At 61.9% G+C, this 22,455-nt stretch carries 24 protein-coding genes; 10 read left to right on the top strand and 14 right to left on the bottom strand.

The genetic code is table 11. The features are described from left to right. The first annotated feature begins 7 nt into the window (after nucleotides 1-7). On the top strand, nucleotides 8-379 hold the full coding sequence (locus tag H1204_RS26885; RefSeq protein ID WP_180731537.1) for a nucleotide pyrophosphohydrolase: 372 nt from the start codon (nucleotides 8-10) through the stop codon (nucleotides 377-379). Nucleotides 380-563: 184 nt separating this feature from the next. Here the strand turns inward: H1204_RS26885 and H1204_RS26880 are convergent, their stop codons facing one another. The 8 genes from H1204_RS26880 to H1204_RS26845 form a co-directional block, all read right to left on the bottom strand. Further along, nucleotides 564-1,142, bottom strand: coding sequence for a YceI family protein (locus H1204_RS26880; RefSeq protein ID WP_180731536.1), 579 nt, complete (start codon nucleotides 1,140-1,142; stop codon nucleotides 564-566). A gap of 36 nt (nucleotides 1,143-1,178) precedes the next feature. Further along, a complete protein-coding gene (locus H1204_RS26875) occupies nucleotides 1,179-1,742 on the bottom strand; it encodes a YceI family protein (protein ID WP_180731535.1) in 564 nt (187 codons plus the stop codon). A 54-nt stretch (nucleotides 1,743-1,796) separates the two neighbouring features. Continuing rightward, nucleotides 1,797-2,366 (bottom strand): cytochrome b, encoded by a 570-nt coding sequence (locus H1204_RS26870; RefSeq protein WP_180731534.1) that lies wholly within the window; start codon nucleotides 2,364-2,366, stop codon nucleotides 1,797-1,799. 167 nt (nucleotides 2,367-2,533) lie between these two features. Continuing rightward, the gene (locus tag H1204_RS26865; protein ID WP_180731533.1) at nucleotides 2,534-3,076 is read right to left on the bottom strand and encodes a nucleoside deaminase; all 543 of its coding nucleotides are present in this window, start codon (nucleotides 3,074-3,076) and stop codon (nucleotides 2,534-2,536) included. 33 nt (nucleotides 3,077-3,109) lie between these two features. Further along, nucleotides 3,110-4,222 (bottom strand): BMP family ABC transporter substrate-binding protein, encoded by a 1,113-nt coding sequence (locus tag H1204_RS26860; protein WP_180731532.1) that lies wholly within the window; start codon nucleotides 4,220-4,222, stop codon nucleotides 3,110-3,112. 118 nt (nucleotides 4,223-4,340) lie between these two features. Then, a complete protein-coding gene (locus tag H1204_RS26855; RefSeq protein ID WP_180731531.1) occupies nucleotides 4,341-4,736 on the bottom strand; it encodes a VOC family protein in 396 nt (131 codons plus the stop codon). A 164-nt stretch (nucleotides 4,737-4,900) separates the two neighbouring features. After that, a complete protein-coding gene (locus H1204_RS26850) occupies nucleotides 4,901-5,551 on the bottom strand; it encodes a hypothetical protein (RefSeq protein ID WP_243468681.1) in 651 nt (216 codons plus the stop codon). Further along, nucleotides 5,520-6,914: a selenium-binding family protein gene (locus H1204_RS26845; RefSeq protein WP_180731530.1), complete on the bottom strand. Its 1,395-nt coding sequence runs from the start codon at nucleotides 6,912-6,914 to the stop codon at nucleotides 5,520-5,522. Before H1204_RS26845 ends, H1204_RS26850 begins: the two co-directional genes overlap by 32 nt. 258 nt (nucleotides 6,915-7,172) lie before the next feature. Here H1204_RS26845 and H1204_RS26840 point away from each other — a divergent pair, with 258 nt between their 5' ends. The 4 genes from H1204_RS26840 (at nucleotide 7,173) to H1204_RS26825 (ending at nucleotide 11,438) form a co-directional block, all read left to right on the top strand. Then, on the top strand, nucleotides 7,173-7,991 hold the full coding sequence (locus tag H1204_RS26840) for a helix-turn-helix transcriptional regulator (RefSeq protein WP_180731529.1): 819 nt from the start codon (nucleotides 7,173-7,175) through the stop codon (nucleotides 7,989-7,991). 157 nt (nucleotides 7,992-8,148) lie between these two features. Continuing rightward, on the top strand, nucleotides 8,149-9,513 hold the full coding sequence (locus H1204_RS26835; protein WP_180731528.1) for an MFS transporter: 1,365 nt from the start codon (nucleotides 8,149-8,151) through the stop codon (nucleotides 9,511-9,513). Between the two features lie 22 nt (nucleotides 9,514-9,535). Next, nucleotides 9,536-11,230 (top strand): FAD-dependent oxidoreductase, encoded by a 1,695-nt coding sequence (locus H1204_RS26830; protein WP_180731527.1) that lies wholly within the window; start codon nucleotides 9,536-9,538, stop codon nucleotides 11,228-11,230. Nucleotides 11,231-11,258: 28 nt separating this feature from the next. Then, nucleotides 11,259-11,438, top strand: coding sequence for a hypothetical protein (locus H1204_RS26825; protein ID WP_180731526.1), 180 nt, complete (start codon nucleotides 11,259-11,261; stop codon nucleotides 11,436-11,438). A gap of 61 nt (nucleotides 11,439-11,499) precedes the next feature. On the opposite strand, the gene hpaR is transcribed toward H1204_RS26825, so the two are convergent. Continuing rightward, on the bottom strand, nucleotides 11,500-11,976 hold the full coding sequence (hpaR, locus tag H1204_RS26820; protein WP_180731525.1) for a homoprotocatechuate degradation operon regulator HpaR: 477 nt from the start codon (nucleotides 11,974-11,976) through the stop codon (nucleotides 11,500-11,502). Between the two features lie 284 nt (nucleotides 11,977-12,260). On the opposite strand from hpaR, the gene H1204_RS26815 reads away from it, so the two are divergent. Then, a complete protein-coding gene (locus tag H1204_RS26815; RefSeq protein ID WP_180731524.1) occupies nucleotides 12,261-13,223 on the top strand; it encodes a helix-turn-helix domain-containing protein in 963 nt (320 codons plus the stop codon). A 149-nt stretch (nucleotides 13,224-13,372) separates the two neighbouring features. On the opposite strand, the gene H1204_RS26810 is transcribed toward H1204_RS26815, so the two are convergent. Together H1204_RS26810 and H1204_RS26805 are read right to left on the bottom strand one after the other, a co-directional pair. Next, entirely contained in the window at nucleotides 13,373-14,062 is a 690-nt protein-coding gene (locus H1204_RS26810) for an HD domain-containing protein (protein ID WP_180731523.1), read from the bottom strand. Between the two features lie 218 nt (nucleotides 14,063-14,280). Beyond that, the gene (locus H1204_RS26805) at nucleotides 14,281-15,213 is read right to left on the bottom strand and encodes a LysR substrate-binding domain-containing protein (protein ID WP_180731522.1); all 933 of its coding nucleotides are present in this window, start codon (nucleotides 15,211-15,213) and stop codon (nucleotides 14,281-14,283) included. A 137-nt stretch (nucleotides 15,214-15,350) separates the two neighbouring features. On the opposite strand from H1204_RS26805, the gene H1204_RS26800 reads away from it, so the two are divergent. Then, nucleotides 15,351-16,124 carry a transporter substrate-binding domain-containing protein gene (locus H1204_RS26800; protein WP_180731521.1) on the top strand — a complete coding sequence of 258 codons (774 nt, stop codon included), beginning with the start codon at nucleotides 15,351-15,353 and terminating at the stop codon, nucleotides 16,122-16,124. Between the two features lie 36 nt (nucleotides 16,125-16,160). After that, nucleotides 16,161-17,276, top strand: a complete 1,116-nt coding sequence (locus H1204_RS26795) for a succinylglutamate desuccinylase/aspartoacylase family protein (protein WP_180731520.1) — start codon at nucleotides 16,161-16,163, stop codon at nucleotides 17,274-17,276. A 395-nt stretch (nucleotides 17,277-17,671) separates the two neighbouring features. On the opposite strand, the gene H1204_RS26790 is transcribed toward H1204_RS26795, so the two are convergent. Beyond that, on the bottom strand, nucleotides 17,672-18,487 hold the full coding sequence (locus H1204_RS26790) for an SDR family oxidoreductase (protein ID WP_180731519.1): 816 nt from the start codon (nucleotides 18,485-18,487) through the stop codon (nucleotides 17,672-17,674). Between the two features lie 126 nt (nucleotides 18,488-18,613). Between H1204_RS26790 and H1204_RS26785 the strand changes: the two genes are divergently transcribed. Then, nucleotides 18,614-19,552 carry a GlxA family transcriptional regulator gene (locus H1204_RS26785; RefSeq protein WP_180731518.1) on the top strand — a complete coding sequence of 313 codons (939 nt, stop codon included), beginning with the start codon at nucleotides 18,614-18,616 and terminating at the stop codon, nucleotides 19,550-19,552. Between the two features lie 250 nt (nucleotides 19,553-19,802). Continuing rightward, nucleotides 19,803-20,453, top strand: a complete 651-nt coding sequence (locus tag H1204_RS26780; RefSeq protein WP_180731517.1) for a hypothetical protein — start codon at nucleotides 19,803-19,805, stop codon at nucleotides 20,451-20,453. Nucleotides 20,454-20,570: 117 nt separating this feature from the next. On the opposite strand, the gene H1204_RS26775 is transcribed toward H1204_RS26780, so the two are convergent. Both H1204_RS26775 and motB read right to left on the bottom strand, forming a co-directional pair. Beyond that, nucleotides 20,571-21,158: a YSC84-related protein gene (locus H1204_RS26775; protein ID WP_180731516.1), complete on the bottom strand. Its 588-nt coding sequence runs from the start codon at nucleotides 21,156-21,158 to the stop codon at nucleotides 20,571-20,573. 308 nt (nucleotides 21,159-21,466) lie between these two features. Beyond that, complete coding sequence (gene motB, locus H1204_RS26770) at nucleotides 21,467-22,450, bottom strand: flagellar motor protein MotB (protein WP_180731515.1); 984 nt, start codon at nucleotides 22,448-22,450, stop codon at nucleotides 21,467-21,469. Between the last annotated feature and the right edge of the window lie 5 nt (nucleotides 22,451-22,455).

Genomic DNA, 22,455 nt, shown 5'->3' with positions numbered 1-22,455 from the left:
TGTCCGTATGGAGAAGGAACGCAGCAGCGATCTGCTCGCGGTGCGCGATCTGTTGAGGCAGTTCGTCGATGAGCGTGACTGGTCGCGCTTTCATTCGCCAAAGAATCTCGCGACGGCATTGAGCGTCGAAGCGAGCGAATTGCTGGAGCCGTTTCAATGGCTGCAGTCGGGCGAGAAAAGCGAACTCGCCGATGACAAACTCACCGCAATCCGTCACGAAATGGCCGATGTACTCGCGTATCTCGTGATGCTCGCCGACCGGCTCGACGTCGATCTGTATGCGGCGGTGCTGGAGAAGATCGAATTGAATCGCGCGAAGTATCCGGTGCACAAGGTGCGCGGGGATTCGCGCAAGTATTCCGAATACGGCGGCGACTAGCCGCTTATACCGTCGTGACTTCGCGTAGAAGTGATCGAAGTGGCCAACAAAAGCTCACCGCATGTCGGCGCAAACCGTCCATAGGTGAGCGTTTTCGGGAGCGGTTCGCGTTGGTTCAAGGCCAAGGCCGCAGCAATAAAAAAACCGCCCGAAGGCGGCTCGCGTAGCAGTCAACTCGAAGCGCTTATTGCTTCACGCCTTCCGTCTGGATATGCAGCACGGTCTTCATATTGAAGCCGTACGACTTGCCCCAGTCCATGCCGAAGTCCGCGCGGTCGAACGTGGCCGTCGATTCGGCACCGCATACTTCACGCTTGAGCATCGGGTTGATGAAGCACTTGAACGATTCGATCTTCAGGTTCACCGGCTTCGTCACGCCATGCATCGTCAGCGTGCCGATCACTTCGACGGGCGTGTCGCCGTCGAAGCGGATCTGCGTGCCCTTGTAGGTCGCCGTCGGGTACTTCGCTGCGTCGAAGAATTCCGGCGTTTGCAGATGCTTGTCGAGCTTGTCGTTACCCGTGTCGATCGAGGCCGTGTCGATCGTTACGTCGACTGTGCCCGTCTTCGCTGCGCGATCGAGCGTCACCGTGCCGCTCGACTTCTTGAACTTGCCGCGCCATACCGAGATGCCGCCGAAGTGATCGGCTTCGAAGCTCGGGTACGTGTGGTTCGGATCGAGCTGGTAGGTATCGGCTGCCATTGCATTGAACGACATGCCCGCGATCAGCGCGCCCGCTGCGATCAACAGTTGTTTCTTCACGTTATTCTCCTGAGTTGATGAGTGTGCCCCGCGCGCTCAATGCTTTGCGGCGACGATGTGAAACTTGATGACGACGTCGTCGGCGACCACCGACGTATCCTTCCATTCGCCCGAGCCGATGTCGTACTGCGTGCGTTTGATCGGCAGCGCGCCGTCGAAGGTCTGCGTCGCGCCCTGCTGCGTGATGGAAACGGGCACGGTGACAGTCTGCGATTTGCCCTTGATGGTCAGCTTGCCCGTGACCTTGTACTGATTGCCGCCTGCGGGCGCGATCACCGTCGAGACGAACGTCGCTTTCGGGAAGGTCGCGCTGTCGAACCATTCCTTGCCGCGTACCTGCTTGTTGTATTCGGGGTCGCCGAGGTCGTAGCTGTCCGTGTCGATCGACAGATTCGCGCTGCCTGCCGTCGGCTTCGCGGGATCGAACGTCAGTTGCGCGTTGAACTTCTTGAACGAGCCGTCGACGGGCACGTTCATCTGCTTCGATGTCGCGACGACCGTGCTCTTGCCCGCATCGACCTGCGCGAAGGCTGGCAACGCGGCGGCGAACAGAACGGCGGCGGTGCCCGCCAGCACGCGGCGATAAGAGTTGTTCTTCATGTTCATTCGATGATCCAGCGTAAGTTCAACGAGAAAGCGCCCTGAAAAGCGCGCTCATTTGAGGAAGGGAATCATGCGTGCAAGCAGTCCGTCGCGTTCGACGAACTGATGCTTGAGCGCCGCCAGCACATGCATGGCGAACAGCACGAGCAGCGTGTAATTCAACGCGATATGTGTGATGCGCAGAATGGCCTTTAGCGCCTGATCGGGGCCGATGAAAGTCGGCAGCGGCAGCACGCCGAGATATACGACCTGCACGCCTGCCGCCGAGCTGAAGAAGTAGCCGGTAACGGGAATGGCAAGCATCAGCACGTAAAGCAGCGCGTGCGTCGCGTGCGCGGCGGCCTTTTGCCAGGCGGGCATCGCAACGGGCATCGGCGGCGCTTCATGCGTTGCGCGCCACACGACGCGCAGCACGGCCAGCGCGAACACGGTGACGCCGATCCACTTGTGCCACGACACGTATTTGAGCTTCGTCGGCGTGAAGCCCGGAATGTCCGTCATGATCCAGCCGAGATAGAAGCCGCAGATCATCAACAGCGCGATCAGCCAGTGCAGCGCAATGGCCGTTCGGCTGTAGCGCAGACTCTTACCTGCGCCTGGAGAAGAAGCGTGGGACGTCATAGGCAATCGAGGACCTTCGCGTGTTCAGTTCACTGTTGAGTGCGACGTAATGACGCCGCTTCCGATTGAACGCGAATGGTAGTGGTCGAATATGCCTATGAATAGCTATGTGCGGGAGAACAGATCGTTGCGGTGGTGCGAGCAATCATTTAACAATGCGATGCGATTCAGTTCGAACGCGAGACCCAGAACTCGCGCTGCACCTGCATGATTTTTTCTTCGACTTCGGCGACAGGTCCGATCAACTCGACACGCTTTTGACAATGATCAAAGACGTATTGTGACGACACGCTCATCGTCGGGTTTTCAGCATGATTACCGGTGGCTTGTAGCAGACGTTCTTCCGTCATCCCGTACACCACGCGCCCGATGTTCGCCCAGTACGCGGTGCCCGCGCACATGCAGCACGGCTCGACGGTCGTATAGAGCGTGCAACTCCATAGATACTGCGGCGTGAAGTTGAGCGCGGCAATGCGCGCAAGCACCGATTCCGCATGATTGACGGTATCGACGTTGCCTTGTTCGATCAGCACGCTCTCCTGATCCGGGCCGACGAGAATCGCGCCGAACGGATGATGACCCATCAGCGTCGCGCGTTCCGCCACGACGCTCGCATGCCGCAGATGACGCACGATCTGTTCGCGCGTCGGCGCAAGCCCCTGCTCGGGGAAGTCCGACGCGCTCTGTTTCGAAGAATTGGTCAGGCTCAAACGGTGTCTCCTCCGTGATGGGTTATGTGAGCGTTACTTCGGCAACGATCCGTCGACGCCTTGCACGAACCAGTTCAGCCGCAGCAGATCCGCATCCGACAGCGACTTGCCCGCAGCCACCTTGATCACGCCGCCCTGATCCTTGATCGGCCCGGAGAACGGGTCGAACTTGCCTGCGATGATGTCGTCGCGCTTTTGCGCGAGCGCTTTCTGCGCGGTTGGCGACACGGCTTGCGTGTTGATGCTCGCGAGGTCGATCGCTTTTTCCTTGAGGCCCCACCACGTCGGCGTGTTGGTCCACTTGCCCGACTGCACCTGCTCGATCAGATGCGAATAGTAGACGCCCCAGTAACTCACGCATGCGCCCAGTTGCGCGTTCGGACCGAACTGCTTCATGTCCGAGTCCCAGCCGAATGCATGCACCTTCTTCTGCTCGGCCGTCTGCATCGTGGCCGTCGAATCGGTGTTCTGGATCAGTACGTCGGCGCCCTGGCCGATCAGCGTTTCGGCTGCCTGCTTCTCCTTGCCCGGATCGAACCAGGTGTTGATCCATACCACCTTCACCTTCGCGTTCGGATTGACCGAGCGTGCGCCCATCGTGAATGCATTGATGTTGCGCACCACTTCCGGCACGGGCACCGATGCGACGAAGCCGAGCGTGTTGGTCTTCGTCGTATAGCCGCCGACCAGGCCCGCGAGATAGGCGCTCTGGTACGTGCGCACATCGTAAGTCGCGAAGTTCGCGGCTTTCTTGTAGCCGGTTGCGTGTTCGAAGACGATATCGGGGTAGTCCTTCGCGGTCTTCAGTTCGAAGTCCTGGAAGCCGAAGCTCGATCCGACGATGATCTTGTTCCCCTTGCTCGCGAGGTCGCGGAACACGCGTTCCGAATCCGCCGATTCGGGCACGTTCTCGACGCGCGTGACCTTGATCTTGTCGCCGAACTTCGTTTCGATCGCCTTCACGCCTTGCTCGTGCGCGTAGGTCCAGCCGGCGTCGCCGGGATTGCCGAGGTAGACGAAGGCGACGCCCAGCGGCTCCACGGCCGTGGCTGACGTGCTAAGGGCGGCGGCGACGCCGAGCGTGGCGAGGAGCGCGGCCGGGACGCGCAGCGAACGCATGACTGCGCGGGCCATTCTTGTTTTCATGAAATCTCCGGAGACGGGAAGGGGAGTCAGCGAAGATGTTCGTAAGCCAATAACGAGGTCGAAATTGAATTCCGTTATGCGCCCTATAACGGAATTGATATGAATGATGTCGCGCCGTTCACGGCAGGTTCAGTTGCCACGACACGCCGTAGCGGTCGCTGACCCACGCGAAACGGCGGCTGAAGCCGTAGTCGTCGAGCGGCATCAGTTGCGCGCCGCCTTCGGACAGCGCCGCGCACAGCCTTTCCTGCTGTGCTTCCGAATCGCAGTCCACAAACAGCGAGAACGCGGGCGTGAACGTGAAATCGTGCCTCGCGATGCTGTCGGTGCACATCACCGTCTGTCCGGCGACGTGGAACGTGCCTTTCATCACCGAACCTTCGTGCCCGGGCGCGTCTGGCGCGTAATGGACAATTTCGACGATCTTGCCGTCGTCGAATAGCGATACGTAGAACTTCATCGCTTCTTCGGCGTTGTGGTCCTGGAACAGCAGGAATGGACGGGCGGTCGTCATCGCGATGTCTCCGTAATGGTGAGCTTGTCTGTCATCGATGCACTCACGATTGCGCTTCAGGTGAGATTATCCGGGAGCCGCGTAACGGTGAGTTGGCCCGCAACCCGCACGGCACTGTAGCGAAAGGTGAGGTTATTCGGGACTCGTTTGAACATAGCGCGCCGCTAGCCGGTGACGACCATCATCACGCCCGTGACGGTCAGCGCGCCGCACCAGAGCCAGTCGAAATTGACCCAGCCACGGCGCAGCATGCCGAGCCCGAGATACTGATAGGCGGCGAGCGCGATCGCGCTTGCCGTCGCAAGCGTGACGACGGTGTGCACGATCGTCACCTGACCGACGGATTCGAGCGAACTGCCGACAGGCATCCCCGCGCCGCACAGAGGCAACAGCGTGGGCAGCAGCATCAGGCCCGCGCCGTGCATCGTCGCCATGGCCGCCGACCACAGCGCCAGTCCGACGAAGCCCGCCGTCATGCCGACGCGCACGCGTTGCTTGTGTCCATAGACATGGTGATACGCGGCCCACGCGATCAGCAGAAAGCCCATGAAAATCCGCAAGTGCTCGGTGTGCGCGAACAGGCCGAGCGCAACGGCCGACGTCGTCACGAACATCACGGAGACGGCATGCCCGAGCGCGAGCGGCGGCAGCGCCATCAGCAAGGCCTTGCGGCTGCCATGCTGAAGCCCGAGCGCGGCCGCGAACAGCCAGCCCATCGCCGGGTTCACGCCATGAAAAATGCCGCTGCCGATCACCGTCGCCCACACGCCGTTCATTGCACGCTCACGGATAGCAATACGAATCCGACGACGCATCGCCGCCTTCCAGCCGGATCTGATGCGGACGATGCGACTTGGGCCAGTCGACGAAGAAGTCGTTCGCCACGGTGAGGCCGCCGTTTTTCCCGACGTCGAGCTTGACCATCCAGCCGTCGAGCCCATCCGTATAGAACTGCTCGTCGATCGCGCCGTACAGCGAGTTCGTGAAGTACACGCGGCTGCCGTCGCGGCTGACTTCAACCATCTGCGGACCGCCGTTCAGCGGGCGCTCGCCTGCGGCCGGATGCATCGCCCGTGCGGCAATGCCGCCGATGCGCACCGTGCCCTTCAATTCAGGCTTCATCGGATCGGAGACATCATATTGCTTGAGGTCGCCCGTACCCCAGCACGACACGTACAGAAAGCCGTCATCGAGCGACAGCGCGATATCCGTCACGAGCGGCGGCACGGCGCCGAAACCTTTGAGCATGGGCGGAAGCAATGAGGCGTCTGCGGGCTCGGCGGGAATCTCGATCACCTTGCGCGCGACCCACTCTTCGCCCTCGCGATACCACGTCCAGATCGACGCAGACAGGTCCTTGAGGCTGATCACCGAATTGACGAAACCGTAGGCTTTGGTCGGATCGTGCGCGGGACGCAGTTCGAACACCAACTGGTTTTCCGCGCCGAAGTCGACGACCTGCTTGTGCTTGCGCGTGTTCATGTCCCAGAAATGCAGCCGATGCCCGTACTGCCCGCCGAGCAGCACTTCCGGCACGAGGCCGTTCTCGAACGTCGCGGGCAGGCCCCATTCGCTCGTCACCACGGTGTCGTAACCGAGGTGCCACCAGCCGTCGTACGAGAGTTCTTGCGGGCCGCGATCGATTTCCCACTGGCCGCGAATATCGAATGTTTCGTGATCCATCAGGAAGATGCCGCCGGGCGCTTCGCCCTGCGCATTGGCGAGCGACACCACGTAGATGCCCGCCGGCCCGCAGTGCACGGTATGCGGGCGCGTATAGCCCGCCTTGTCCGCGACTTCCGCGGGTTCGAGCACACGCACGATCTTCGGCTTCCGCTTGTTGGCCTTCGTATCGAGAATATGGATGCGCGACGAGCGCAGCCCCGGCACGACGAGATAGCGGCGCTCCGTATGCGGATGCGGCGCGTTCGGACACAGACACGAACTGCACGCGTTCCAGCCGAAGTGATGCAACTCGTCGCCCGCATTGGGCATCGCCACGCGGCCGACGATGCGCCCATATTCCGCCGAGCCCGGATCGACATCGACGACAGCGAGTTCGTCGGGCGTTTCGCGCGACGGATCGAAGCTCGCCACATACGCGACGGTTTCCTTCGGCGCGCTGCTTGCCATGCGCGCAGAAGGGTAGAAGGTCGGATCGGGTTTCCATGTCGCCATGACTCACCTCCGGACGATGTTGCGACGCGGCACGCGAGTCGCGCGCGCCACCCGTCAAAACGGCCCGTGCGTTTGAGCTTTTCACTGTAGGCAATTTCGCGGCGGCTTGCGGGCCTGCTCGTGACGGCGTGACGTGCTGATCGGCGCAGTTGCGCCGGTTTGCATGTCGAAGCGCCGGCCGCCTATGCGCAAACGTGGCGCAGATTAAAATGATGCTATTCCACATTTTCTCTCGCCGCTTTTCGCCGCATTCCGATCATGCGTTCATGGCGTCTCGACCGTCCCGTTTCGCAAGGGCAGCTGGATCTCAGCCGCGCGACGGGACTCATTTCGTCGATCGGCAGCGACGATTCGAATGCGCTCGCCGCCGAAGTACTCAAGCTGCTCGGCGACATCGCGGCGATTTCGCAGTGCACGATCTTCGCGTACGAGTTCGGCAACCGGCCACGCACTGTTTCTGTGGCGGACCATCGCGGCGGGCGTTTTCTGCGCGACGTGGCGGATACCTACGCGCGCCACTTCTATGCGCTCGACGGCAACCAGAAGATCGTTTCGTCGGCGCGCAACGACAAGCCCGGCTCGACGCTCGTGCTGCATCAGCAGACCAGCGAAGACATTCTCAACGAAGCGTATCGCGCGGCGTGTTATCAGCAGCCGAATGTATCGGACCGCGTATCGCTGCTCGTGCAGCCAACACCCGATATCTGGCTCTCGGTGAACCTGTATCGCGACCGCCGCTTCGGCAATTATCATCCGCGCGAGATTGCGTTGATCGAAGCGATGGCGCCGTTGATCGCGCACGCGGCGAAGCATCACTACGCGATCTGCGGCCAGCGTGATCTGGCGATCTCGCATCTGATGCTCGCGCGCGTACGTGGCCTCTGTCCCGAACTGTCGAAGCGCGAACTCGATGTGCTGACGGGCGTGCTCGAAGGACGCACCGCGCAGGAAATCGGCGACACGATGGGCATCAAGGCGACGAGCGTCGTCACGTATCAGAAGCGCGCGTTCCGGCGGCTCGGCATTTCGAGCCAGCGGCAATTGTTCGCGCTGTGTATCGGGCCGGGCAAGGTCTGACGCGATCCTCTTTTCTTCTCAGGCATTTGCACTGACGTATCCGCGTTTCCCCCAGGCCTTAACAGGTCCCACGTTGTACCCAAAATGAGGACAGGCAGCACATAGCCACGCTCCATACTGCGACGCATCAGAGAGCGACAACATCGGAGACAACGGTATGGACACCTCCTCGCGAGCCGGCGCGCTGCATGCGACGCCTGCCACCACCGCGCCGCACGCGCACGAACAGCCGGTGATCGCGAAGGTATCGCGGCATCTGCTGGGGTTCCTGTTCGTGCTGTTCTTCTTCTCGTTTCTCGACCGCATCAACATCGGCTTTGCCGGCCTGACGATGATGAAGGACCTCGGGCTCACGAGCACGCAATTCGGTCTCGCGACGACGCTCTTCTACGTCGCCTACATCGCGTTCGGCATTCCGGGTAACGTCGTGCTGGCGCGCATCGGCGCGCGCAGGTGGATCGGCACGATCATGATCGCGTGGGGACTGGCTTCGACGGCAACGATGTTCGCGTCTAGCCCAGGCACGCTGTACGTGTTGCGCGTACTGGTCGGCGTGACGGAAGCGGGCTTTCTGCCGGGCATTCTGCTGTATCTGACGTACTGGTTTCCGGCCGCGTACCGGGCGCGCGCCAACGCGCTGTTCATGATCGCGATGCCCGTGACGGCTGCCGTTGGTTCGGCGTTGTCGGGCTTCATTCTTGGACTTGATGGGACGCTCGGGCTGAAGGGCTGGCAATGGCTCTTTCTGCTCGAAGGCTTGCCGTCGGCGATTCTCGGTCTCATTGTGTATGCGTATCTCGACGACAGCCCGCAACAGGCGCGCTGGCTCGACGACGAAGAAAAGCGCACGCTCGCCGCGACACTTGCTGCGGAGCATAAGCAGGGCGTTGCTGTGGATGCTCATACGAGTGGCGAGAAGAGCATCGTCAGTGAACTGCTTTCTCCCACGGTCGTGAAGTTCGCGATTGCGTACTTCTGCCTCGTGAACACGCTGGCCATGGTCGCGGTCTGGACGCCGCTGATCGTGAAGAGCTTCAGCGCCGACGCGAGCAACCGCACGATCGGCTTGCTCGCCGCGATTCCGCAGGTGTGCACGATCGTCGCGATGATCTGGTGGGGACGCCGTTCGGACCGCAAGCAGGAACGCAAATGGCATCTGATGATTCCGATGCTGTTCTCCGCTGCGGGCTGGCTGTGCACCGCGTACTCGGCGAACCCGGCGATGCGCATGTTCGGCGTATGCCTCGCGTCGGCAGGGTCGTACACGGCGATGTCGATCTTCTGGACCACGCCCGATCATGCGCTGAGCTTTCGCGCACGCGCCATCGGCATCGCCGTGATCAACGCGACGGGCAATATCAGTTCGGCGCTCAATCCGCTGATCGTCGGATGGCTGCGGGACGCGACGCACAGCTTTTCGGCGGGGCTGCTGTATTCGGCGGTGCTGCTGGTGATCGGCGTGGTCATCGTGACGCTGCTGCCGATGGATAAACGCGAAGCGCCCCATACGCGGCTCGCCTGAAGGAATCGATCTGGAGCATTGGATGAACAAGCAATTCAAACCGTATCCGTTCGCTGGGAAGAAATACGCAGCGCGCGTGCCGCAACTGACGCAGGGTGTGGACGCGCAGCGCCATGCGGTGACGATCGTCGGCGGTGGTCCCGTCGGACTGGCCGTCGCGCTCGGTCTCGCGAATCACGGCGTGCGCTGTGTGCTGATCGAAGCGGACGATTCCGTCTGCTACGGCAGCCGCGCAATCTGCATTTCACGCCGCAGCCTGGAGATCATCGAACGGCTCGGCGCACTCGACGGCTTTCTGAAAACGGGCTTGCCGTGGACGGGTGGACGCAGCTTCTATCGCGAGACGGAAGTGCTGCACTTCACGATGCCGCAGGACGAAAACCAGAAGCTGCCGCCGATGGTCAACCTCGCGCAATATCACATCGAACAGTTCTTGCTGGATGCTGCGGAGAAGCGCGCCGATCTGATCGATATCCGCTGGCAGACGCGCGTGAAGTCGATCGATTCGCGCGACGACGGCGCAACCTTGCAACTAGGCACGCCTGATGGTGACTACGCGCTAGAGACGGATTGGGTCGTCGCCGCCGATGGCGGGCGCAGCACGATCCGCGAAGCGCTCGGCTTGCAGTTGCAAGGCACGAGCTACGAAGGGCGCTATGTGATCGTCGATATCGAACTGCAAAGCGACCGTCCGACAGAACGTCTCGCGTATTTCGATCCATCGTCGAATCCGGGTTCGACTGTGCTCGTGCACAAGCAGCCCGACAACGTATGGCGCATCGACTATCAACTGCGCGACGGCGAAGACGCGGAGCAGGCCGTGAAGCCTGAAAACGTGATGCCGCGCGTGCAAAGCCTGCTCGATATGATGGGCGAGAAAGGCGAATGGGCGCCGATCTGGATCACGATCTACAAGGCCAATGCGTTGACGCTCGAGCGCTATCGTCATCAGCGCGTGATGTTTGCGGGCGATGCCGCGCATCTCGTGCCGATCTTCGGCGTGCGCGGCGCGAATTCCGGTATCGATGATGCGGACAATATCGCGTGGAAGCTGGCGTTTGTTGTGAAGGGGCTGGCGTCGGCGAAGTTGCTCGATAGCTATTCGGATGAGCGTGTTGCCGCTACGCATGAGAACTTGAGTTATGGCACGAAGAGTACCGAATTCATGGCGCCGCCTTCGTTTGCATTCGATCTGATGCGCAAGGCTGTGTTGAGTCTTGCTGTGAAGCATCCGGGTGTGCGCTCGCTGATTAATCCGCGGCAGACGTCGGCGATTACTTATATGCAGTCACCATTGAATGTGGCCGATAGCGATGCGTTTGCTGCCGGGCCAGTGCCGGGGGCGGTGCTCGCAGAGTTTCCGGTGACGATTGCCGAAGGAGGGCATGCGCGTGAAGCGCATTTGACGGATCTTGTCGGTGCGCGGTTTACGGCGCTGTGTTTTGGTGAAGAGGGCGATGTGTCCGCCGACTTCACAGCAATTGAGCAATCGATGCGTGAACGCGGCGTGCCGTTCAAGGTCGTGTCGATGAGCGCGCGTTTGCATGCCGAGGCGCAGGGCGTGCATGCGTGGGATCACACGGGGCGCATCTTCGAGCGTTATGACGCGAAGCCGGGCACGGTGTATCTGGTGCGCCCGGATGGACATGTGCTGGGACGCTGGCGCAATGCGAGCGCGAATGATGTCGAGGCGGCGATTACGCGCGCGCTTGCTTGATCAACCGATTCAACGAATGGAGAACGCGATGACCGATGCAGAACTCGATACCGTCTATACGCGGCTGTGCAAGACGATGACTCAAGTCGGCGAGGCTAATGCGCCAATGTTTCTGGCGCGCTTTGCGCTACTGGCGATTGAGAAGATTGCTGATGCGGATGTGTCGTTGAAGTTGATCGAAGCGGCGGGGGAGGGGGCAAGCGAATAGCAGATCTGCTTGCCGATCCCGTTGATGTCACGCGCCGCGCGTTTTCGCTGGCGCGTTCGTCTCACTCTGTGTCACGGCTTTCTTCCGCATCCAGTTCCCTGATCAACGCATCCACCGCCGCATAGAGATCACCGACAACCTTCGCACCAACCTTGTCCTCCAGCGCGCGATATTCCGCTTCAAGCATCGGCTTCATCCGCTCGACGATTGCCTCACTCTGCGCCGTCAGCGACACGCGCACGCGCCGTTGATCGTCCTCGAAGCGCTCTTTCGTCACATGGCCAAGATCTTCCATGCGCGCGAGCACGCCCGCGAGACTTGGACTCGAAATCGTGCACAGCGCACATATCTGTCGGGGCTCCAGCGGCCCGTTCTCGTGCAGCGCGCGAATGATGCGCCATTGCTGCTCGGTCAGCCCCTGTGCCGTGAGCAACGGACGAAAGCGCGCCATCATGAGTTCGCGCGCGCGCAGCAGCAGCATCGGCAGATTGCGATGCATTGCGAGAGGCGTGGCAGAGCGGGATCGGGTCGTCACCATTGATTTCCAGCGGGAAAAAGCGATTCGCTAGGATATAAGTAAATTACGCCCGGCGACAGCCGCGTTCTACGGATTTTCTTTAGTGCGCCTGGGGTACGGGATGGCTTCGGTGGATTTTTGACGCTGACTACAATGAGGAATCAGCGCCGCGTCCACGGAAACCAGCCGATTGTCGCGTCCAGCTGACGAAAACGCCCAGGACAAACCCTCGGAGGCATTTCCCCGACCGCTTGGTCGGTTTATTCTACGCAACTTGGCGGTTTTTTTGAGATTGTGGGGGCACCGTGTACGTTCATCACCAGTTCTTCAACGATGCCGATGACCACGCGGCCGCGCTGCGGGGCTGGGATCAGCGTTACGACCAGATCGGCTCAGGCACGTTTCGCAGCGCGGTGAAGCAGATCGAGCTGGACGGCGTGCAGGTGTTCCACGAGTCGGCGAATCTGCGCGTGGTGCAGCGCGGGCAGTTGCCGGACAATCATATGACGTTTGGCATTCCGCTCGCGGGCGCGGGAGCGTTCTCGTTCGGCGGCGTGCGCATCGATCGCGGCGGGTTCGTGATGGCGCAAGGCGGCACGCCGTTCGAGTTCCATTCGCCCGACGACATGGCGCTGATCGGCGTCGTAGTCGACTCCGACATGCTGCAAGGCGTCGCCGATTGCGCGGGCGTCGAACTCGACGACAATCTCTTTCGCCGCACCGTGCTCGATATTCCAAACGCCGCTTGCACGCGCGCAGGGCTGCAACTTGCGACGCTGATCGAACGCGTGCTGGCGCAGCCCGACGCCTTCGACGACATCCGCGCGCAGCACGCGGTGCGCAACCAGGTGAGCGAGGCGCTCGTCGATCTGCTCGCGTATCACGTGCCCGCATCGTCGAACCGGCTGACCTATGCATGTCAGGCCGATATCGTGCGCCGCATTCACGACTTCGTGATCAACCATCCCGACGAACTCATCGACATTCAAAGTCTCTGCACGCAATTGCGCGTGAGCCGGCGCACCGTGCAGAACAGTTTTCAGGCTGTCGTGCAGACCAATCCGCTGACTTACGTGCGCTCGTTGCGGCTCGCGCAGGTGCGGCGCCTGCTGCTCGATACGCGTCAGGCCGATCTTTCCGTCAGCGATGCCGCCGCGCAATGGGGATTCGTTCACCTCGGGCATTTCGCCAATGCGTACAAGGCGCAGTTCGGCGAGTTGCCTTCGCACACGGTTCGACGGTCGTCACGCGCGATTCCGGCGCGATGAGTGAAGCGCGAACACATCCGTTCGCAGTTCTATCCCGATCAGAAAAAAATCCGCGCTCGCGAGAGCGCGGATTCAAAGGCACGCTTGAGGAGACTGCAAGCGGCTTGATCGTCAACAGACCTTGACGAGGAGAGAGTGGTCAGTCGCGCTTAGCCGTGGCTGTGCGCGGGATTGCGGCAGGTGCCCGCCTGCACGTTCGAGTCGTTCCACGCCGAGCCGAGGATGATGCTGCAGAAGTTCAGGCGCTTGTATTCGGGGTCTTTCAGCGCGAGCACGTCGGCCTTCACGTTGCCGAACGTCGTCAGCGGCTTGTGTTTGGTGCCGTTCGCGAACGCATCGATGATGTTTTCCTTGAAGCTCTCGCCGCGCGGATGCGCTGCGACGATCAGCTTGCGGTCTTCCGTCGAGAACTCGTCGTAGGCGAGACCCAGCACGTCCATTTCGACGCCCGCCGTCACCAGCGCGACCACGGGTTTCTTGTACTGCGGAATGCCCGGCGTCGTGTGCAGCGCGATCGCGTCCCACACCATGTCGATGTCGTTTTCGTCGATGCCGTAGCCCTGCAGAAAATTGCGCGCAACATTCGCGCCGTCAACTTCGAAGCGGTCGTGCGCGCTGCTGTATTTCTCCATCAGGCCCATGTCATGGAACATCGCGCCGATGTACAGCAACTCCGGGTCGTACTTCAGTTGCTTGCGCTCGCCCGTCAGCGCGCCGAACAGGAACACGCGGCGCGAGTGGTGATAGAGCAGATCGGTTTCAGTGTCGCGCACGAGTTGCGTCGCTTCGCGCGCCATCTTGCTGTCGGGAATCTTGATGCCTGCGATGATTTCGCTCATTTCGGGTTCTCCAGAACGTGATCGGTGGTGGGCCGTTCGCTGTGTCGAAGTGAGCGATCGGCGTGTGATCAAAGTGTAGGGAGAGCCCTCGCGGGCGGCAAAAGCATTGATACACGCGATGCTGCCAACTGCGCGCGGTTTTCTGCCAGGGCCGGCAGAACGCGCTTCAGGTGAGGGTTTACGGGAGCATGGCAAGCGACAGATGCTTGCCAATTCAACTACGCCTGGCGGTTTCGCGCGCGCACGGTTCGCGTGTACGACGCGATCATCGTCGCGAGTTCCTGGGCTGCGGGCGTGAGCGGCGCGGCGGCGCGTTGCAACACGCAGACGTCCTGCGCGGCGACGCGCTCGCGCACGTCGATCGTGGTCAACACGCGCGCGAACGGCCCGCGCTTCGTCACCACGGCCGCTTCCAGCGACAGACAATCCGTCTCGCTCACCAGATGCAGCGACTCGAACAGCCCTTCGACGGTCGAGACGATTCTCGGCGGCGCGAGACGGTGGCTCTCGAACAGATCGTTGAGCCGGTGCGCCTGCGGATCGTCGGTGAGATTGGGCGAGCGCGTCGCGATCCACGAGCAGTCCGCGAGTTCGGCAAGCGACTTCGCATGCGCCATCGGATGACCGCGCCTGCAAACGACGACGGGATCGGACGGATACAGCTTCGTCACGGAGAGATCGGTCGTGTCCGTGTGCTTCGAGACGAGCGCGACGGCGAAGTCGAGCGTGCCCTCGCGTATCCACTGGATCATCATCCGCGACGTGCCCGTGCGCATATGCGCGGCGACGCGCGGAAAGCGCTCGCGAAACTCGGTCAGCACGGGCGCGCCCGCGTCGATCAGCGGCTCGGTCGTCAGGCCGAACGTGACCTGTCCGGTGTATTCGCCGCGCAGTTGTTGCGCCTCATGTTCGGCACGCGCGCATTCGCCGAGGATCGTCGCCGCGCGTTGCAGCATGCGCTGCCCGATCGCCGTCAGCGCGATGCCGCGATTGGTGCGCGTGAAAAGCGTGGCGCCGAGCATCGATTCGAGGTTCTGTAATTGCTGCGTGATCCCGCTTTGCGCGATGCCTAGCGCGCGCGACGCGGCGCGGATGCTGCCGTGTTCGGCCACGGCCGTGAACACGCGAAGTTGGGAAATGGTCAGGGCCATCGTCGACAGGGGCGGAAAAGCAGGCGATCAGAAGAAGTGATCATGATAGACAGATTTGCACTTTTTTGTATCACTGGCCCATCGTAGGATCGATTCGGAATGCATCCCGTCACCGCCGACCGATAGGCCCGTAAGCCATGAAGACTTCGCTGATACTTCTCCTCGCCGCACTGGGTTTCGCAAGCCAGGGTGCGTTCGCACGCGATAACGACACGATTCGTCTCGGCATCGACCCGACCTATCCGCCGATGGATGCGAAGGCTCCCGACGGCAGTCTCAAAGGCTTCGACGTCGATCTCGGCAATGAAATCTGCAAGCGCATTCACGCGCATTGCGAATGGGTCGAACTGGAGTTCTCCGGCATGATTCCGGCGCTTCAGGCTCGCAAGATCGACGCGATCATGTCGTCGATGGCGATCACCGCGAAGCGCGAGCAACAGATTCTCTTTTCGTCGAAGCTGTTCCAGTTCAAATCGCGACTGGTCGCAAAGCAGGGCACCGCGCTGAACGGCAGCGCGCCCACGACGCTCGCCGGCAAGCAGATCGGCGTGCAAACGGGCACGCAGTTCGAGTCGTTCGCGCAGTCGCATTGGGCACCCGCTGGCGTCCATGTGGTGGCGTACAAAGGCCAGGACGAAGTATTCAGCGACCTGGTCAATGGACGCCTGGACGGCGCGTTGCTCGGCACCGTCGAAGCCGACTACGGCTTCCTGCGCACACCGCAGGGCAACGGTTTCGCGTTCGTCGGCGAGCCGCTCGATATGGGCGATCGCGGCGTCGGCATCGGCTTGCGCAAGGACGAAGCCGCGTTGCAGACGTCGATCAACACCGCCATCGCGTCGATGCGCAAAGACGGCACCTACGCGCAGATCGCGCACAAGTATTTCGACTTCGATCCGTACGGTAACTGATCCCGTTACACGTCGAACGACATTCAGAAGAGTCACATGAACAGGCAATCGATTCCGCTTCTCTCGCCCGCCGTCGGCACCTCACGCGAACTCGTCGCGTTTCATTTCGGCCCGCAAAACAGGGGGCAAAAGATTTATATCCAGTCGTCGCTGCATGCGGACGAAACGCCCGCGATGCTCACGACGGTGCTGCTCAAGCGGCGCCTCGTCGAGCTCGAAGCGCAAGGCTTGCTGAAAGCCGAAATTGTGCTCGTGCCCGTCGCGAATCCCGTCGGGCTTGGGCAGCACGTGCTCGGCCAGTTCATCGGCCGTTTCGAAACGGGCAGCGGGAAGAACTTCAACCGGCACTTCATGCAGTTCGCGACGCTGCTGGATCGCGCGAAAGATCGCCTCGGCGCCGATGCGCGGGAGAACCGCGATCTGATCCGCGAACTGGTGCGTGAGCAACTGGATGCGCAAAAGCCGCTCACCGAGTACGAGTCGTTGCAACTCGCGTTGCTGAAGCTTTCTTGCGACGCGGACGTCGTGATCGATCTGCATTGCTCGCTCGAAGCCGTGATGCACGTCTACACGAGCGAAGCGGGCTGGCCGGAGATCGAGCCGCTCGCGCGCTATCTACGCTCGGAAGCGTCGCTGCTCGCAACGGACTCAGGCGGTCAAGCGTTCGACGAAACGCACAGCCTCTTGTGGTGGCATTTGCAACAACAGATGCCCGCCGGCAAGCCGGTGGCGACGGGCACGGTGGCGGTGACGGTCGAATGCCGCGGACAGCGTGACGTGTCGTACGGAGTTGCCCAGCAGGACGCCGACGCGCTCGTCGACTATCTGACGCATCGGAATGCGATCGAAGGCAGCGCGAAGCCGCTGCCCGAACTGCCGACGCCAGCGACGCCGCTCGCGGGCAGCGAGCAGTTCTACGCGCCTGTTAGCGGCATCCTCGTGCATCGCGTGAAGATCGGCGACTGGATTCGCGTCGGCGACGCGCTGTTCGATATCGTCGATCCGTTGACTGACGAAACCACCACGATCACGAGCAATACGGAAGGCGTGCTCTATATGCGGCGCGCGATCCGATTCGTGACGGCGGGCGCGCCGCTTGGCCGCGTGACAGGGACACGGGCCTTCCGTACCGGCGTGCTGCTGGGCGCGTGAGGTGCGTCGAGTTTAGGCGCATAAACTCTGCGCTTCGGCGCGGGTTGGTCGTTCGCGGCGTCCGTCCCTTCGGGCACGCGGTTTAGGCGCATAAACCTTGCGTCTCCGCGCGGGTTAGCTGTTCGTGACGTGTGGCGTCTCGGGCATGCGGTTCAGGCGCATGAATTCCGCGCCTCGCCGCGTGTTAGCCGCTCGCGACGACCGTCCCTTCGGGCACGCGGTTTAAGCGCATAAACTCTGTGCTCACCGCATGCTGGCCGTTCGCGACGCCCGACGTTTCGAGCACACGGTTTGGGCCCGGAAACTCGCCGCAACCCGCACGGCAAAGCACGACGCGACGCGACGCGACGCGACGTGAAACCCCCATCGCGTCGTGAACCGCTCACCTCACACCATCAAGCCACATTGAACCGCGCAGCCGGCTCCGTGCGCGACAGATTCGGTCCAAGCGCGGTGCGCGCCGACTCGAACGCTTGCCAATCGGCGTAATTGGGCAGCGACGGAATCGTCGCGAGTTCGCCCTGATCGAAGCCGACGAGCGACGCATCCACCATCTTTTCCGCCGACATCACAATGCCCATCTCTTCGACGGTCTCGATCGGCATACCCGCGACGCTCCAGAACTCGGTGCGCGTCGCGCCCGGCAAAACGGCTTGCACCTTGACACCCTTGCTCGCCAGTTCGTGATGCAGCGATTGCGTGAGCGCCAGCACGAATGCCTTCGTACCGCCGTAGACGCCATTCAGGATTTCCGGCGCCACTGCCACGATCGACGCAATGTTGATGATGTTGCCGCCGCCACGCGCAACGAAGCCGGGCGCGATGGCGTACGTGAGCCGCGTCAGCGCGACAACGTTCAGCTTGATCATCGCTTCCATCTTGTCGACGTCGGAATCCACCAGCGGCGCCGCTGCACCGACGCCCGCATTGTTCACCAGCATCGTGATGCTCGCGTCGGTGCGCAGCACGTTTTCGACGCGGCGGATATCGGCGTCGTCGTTCAGATCGGCGGCGACGACTTCTACCGAGCGGCCCGTTTCGTTCGAGATGCGCGTCGCTAGTTGTTCGAGACGCGCGCGGTTGCGGGCAACGAGGATCAGGTCATAGCCACGACGTGCAAGGCGATCCGCGTAGATCGCGCCGATGCCCGTCGAGGCGCCCGTTACGACGGCCGTGCCGAGGTTCGCTGCGCTATTGGAAGAATTCGACATATCAATGCTCCTGAGATCAGAGGGCGCAGGCGACGGCGTCGTCTGCATGGACATCAGATTAGGTGCATACTCACATGGCCTCAATGTCGTATATGCCTCTTTTTCGGACATCACTGGAGCCAAGCCATGCTGCGCGTCGGAATTGTTCTGTTTCCTGGTTTTCAGGTGATGAATCTCGGCATGACGAGCGTGCTGGAGTTCGCGAATCGCGAGATGAGCGAGCCGTTGTACGAGTACGTGCTGTTGTCGGAGCATGGCGGCCCGGTGCCGTGCTCATCCGGTTTCGAGGTGTCGACCCAGCCATTCGACGACAGCCGCTTCGACACGATCCTCGTGGTCGGCGACAACGATCTGCAGCCGTCGCCGCCGTCGCTGATCGAGTTCCTGAAACGGGCGGCGCCGGCGGCGCGCCGCCTTGCCGCCGCCTGCACGGGCGCGTTTCATCTGGCCGATGCGGGCCTGCTCGACGACAGGCGCGCGACCACGCACTGGTACTACGCCGAAGACATGCGCAAACGTTATCCCGCAGTGAAAGTGGAAGAGGACCGCATCTTCATCATCGATAACGACGTGTGGACGTCGGCGGGTATGACGGCGTGCATCGATCTTGCGCTGGCGTTCGTCGAAAAGGACGCTGGCGTGGAACTCGCGCGCCATGTCGCGCGCAAGCTCGTCGTGTATCACCGGCGCGCGGGCGGTCAATCGCAGTTTTCGGCGCTGCTCGAACTCGAGCCGAAGTCCGATCGCATCCAGACGGCGCTGTCGTACGCGAGGCGCAATCTGAACACGCCGCTTTCCGTCGAACAGCTCGCGGACGCCGCGCATTTGAGCCCGCGGCAGTTCACGCGCGCGTTCAGGGAAGAAACGGGGCAGACGCCCGCGAAGGCGGTCGAGCGGCTGCGCGTCGAAGCGGCGCGCCTGATGCTCGAGACGGGACGGCATGGCGTCGACGTGGTGGCGCGCGATGTGGGTTTCGGCGACCGCGAGCGCATGCGTCGGGCCTTTTTGCGCGCGTTCGGCCAGCCGCCTCAGGCGATCCAGCGAATGACGCGCGGCATCGAATGACGGATTTAAAGCATTGGTAAGGCCGCGTAATTTACCGGGTTTCGCTGAGGAGCCCGACATTTAAAGGGCTTGAGTCGGGACGCAAAGAACGTTTTAAATATTCATTAAAGATTTTCTGTGAGTGCTACGTAATAAGACGGGTCTGGGACACCGCCGCAACGCAAGGTCATCGCGTGTGACGGGCAATTTTTCCCGATACACGCGGCGTCAAGGTCAGGCGTCCTCCAGAACCCCGATGGAAATCTCACAGATGAAAAGGCTGTTGGTCACGCTCGCGGCGGGCTTCGCGCTGTCCGCGCCCGTTGCGCACGCTCACGAAATTTATGGCCAGGTCGGCACGGAAGGCCTCGGTATCGGTTTCTCTGAACCGCTCGGCACGCGCGATAACATCCGCGCCGAATTCAATGGCATTGCGTTCTCGCACAATTTCAGCGCCGGTGGCCTGAACTACGACGGCAAGGCCAAGATCTATCACGGCGGCCTGTACCTCGACTTCTTCCCGGCGCCCGCTACGGTGCCGTTCCGCATCACGGCCGGTGTGTTGATCGGCGGCGATAACGTATCGGGCGACGCGAACAGCCCGAGCGGCACGGTCAGCATCAACGGCACCAACTACGCGACGAACGGCGAGACCGTTCACGCGGAGGCGAAGTATCCGACGGTGCGTCCGTATATCGGCATTGGCTTTGGCCATACGCCTGTCGCGCAGAAGGGCTTCTCGGCGTTCTTCGATGCAGGCGTCACCTATGGCCGCCCGCAAGTGACGCTCGACGTCCCCGCGGACATCGTCGCCGAAGCGGGTCAGGCGAACGTCGACCAGGAACGCCAGGCCCTGCAGGACAAGGCCGACAAGTGGCGCTGGTACCCGATCGTGAAGGTCGGCGTGACGTATCGCTTCTGATCGCCGCGTAGCACCTAAAAAGCAAACGGCTCGCCATCGGTCTCGGCGAGCCGTTTATTTTTCCCGCAGCGGCAACGCGCGACGGTGGCGAGCGCGCCACGTCGCACGGCACCAAGCTCAGATGTTCAGCTTCGACACCTTGGTGCCCGCGAGCGACACGTCGGCCATCAGTCCGGAGTTCGTCATGACGATCGCCTCGACAGGCGCGGTTGCCGTCGTGGTATCGACAGCGCCGTTCGCCCCGACCTTGATGAGCGCCACCGACGCATCGGCGCCTGCCGACCAGCCCTTGGCGTTGCGGAATTTGTCGAGCGCGTCTTCCGTCATGAAGAGGAAGATGATCGCCTTCGACTGCGCGCCCGCCGTCAGGCCGAACGAGCCGGAGACCGTGCTGTAGTAGCCCGCCGTACTGCCGCCGACGCGCAGCGCGCCTTCGCCATACTGCCCGCCCACCACGAAGCCCACCTGCAGAACGGATGGGAACACAAGTACGCCGCGCGCCTTGCCGACCAGTTCACGCGAGCCCTGTACGCTCGTGTAGAGCTTCGCAAGCGCGCCGTCGACGCTGGCGTCGATCGACTGCCGCTTGGACATGTCGGTTGCGGCCGATTCACCGCTACTCGTCGTCGTGCTGCAGCCCGACAACAGCAGGCTGCCGTATGCGAGTGCAGCGGCACTTGCTGTCACGAAGTGTCTTCTTTGCATTGTCGTTCTCCGTCAATGAGGCATTGGAAGGGAAATGCACGTTTGCACGCGTGATCTCGCGCAAGCGCAACAGCTACGCTCCTCTACCAATATCAGAAACGTGTTGCGGTTGTGAAGTGCAGCGCTGAAATTGCTTTGCCTGAGCGCAAGACCTGAGGCAATTGACGACGCGAATGTGTCGCTGGGTGAAACAGTGCGTATGACCATTTCGTCGTACGGTCAATTTGCTCAGTGAAATCGCCCTGGAGCGAAGCAAAAAAAGCCGCACGCTCCTTTCGAAGCGTGCGGCCGAACACACGACATCGCGATCAATACGCGCTGCGCGTGCTTACCTTCAGTTTCGACACCACGCCGGGGATGGCCTCGCTTGCGGGCAGCGCTTCATCGATCGACGTGCGTCCGCCGTCGCGGAAGAACGCCTGCTCGGCGGCCTTGTTCAGCACCAGCACGCTGATGCGCCGGTTGGTCGGCTCGTCGGCGACGTTCGCGTTGAGCGGCAGCACGTCCGCGAGACCGCGCACCTGCAGCAACTTGTCTTCGCGCATACCGCCCGCCACGAGTGCGCGCCGCGCCGCGTTCGCGCGCTCCGACGACAGCTCCCAGTTCGAGTAACCTGCCGGGCCGTTCGCGTAGGTCACGGCGTCCGTGTGGCCCGCAATCGAAATGCGGTTATCGACATCGTTCAGCGACGCGCCGATCTGCGTGAGGATCTCGACCGCGTAGCTTTGCAGTTTCGCGCTGCCCGTCGCGAACATCGGGCGCTTCAGCGAATCGACGATCTCGATGCGCAAGCCCTCGTTCGTGATCGAGATGCGGATCTGGTCCTTGAACGCCTTCAACGCGGGCGTCTGCTCGATCAGCGCCGACAGCTTCGCCTTCAGCTGTTCGAGACGCGCGGTGTCGTTGGGCGCCATGGTCGCCTGCGTGAGCGTCGGCTTGGCGGGCTCCTGCTGCGCTTTCTTGCCGTCGCCGGGGCGCGTGTCGGACATGTCGCGGCCGCCGCCCTGGATGACGTTCGGACGCGCCGCCGCCGTCCCTTCGTTGCCGCCGAGCAGGCTCGACAGCGGCGTGTTGAAGTAATCCTCGATGCCCTGCTTGTCGTATTTCGACGTCGATCCGAGCAGCCACATCAGCAGGAAGAACGCCATCATCGCGGTCACGAAGTCCGCGTAGGCGATCTTCCATGCGCCGCCGTGATGTCCGCCGTGCCCGTCGCCCTTCTTCGAGCGGCGCACGATCACGGGCGCAGCCTTCTCGCTCGCCTCTTCGCCGCGGGGTCGTCTTTCGGCCATGCTGA

The organism is Paraburkholderia sp. PGU19 (assembly GCF_013426915.1).
Taxonomy (GTDB): Bacteria; Pseudomonadota; Gammaproteobacteria; order Burkholderiales; family Burkholderiaceae; genus Paraburkholderia.
This window is presented reverse-complemented; position numbering and strand designations above follow the sequence as displayed.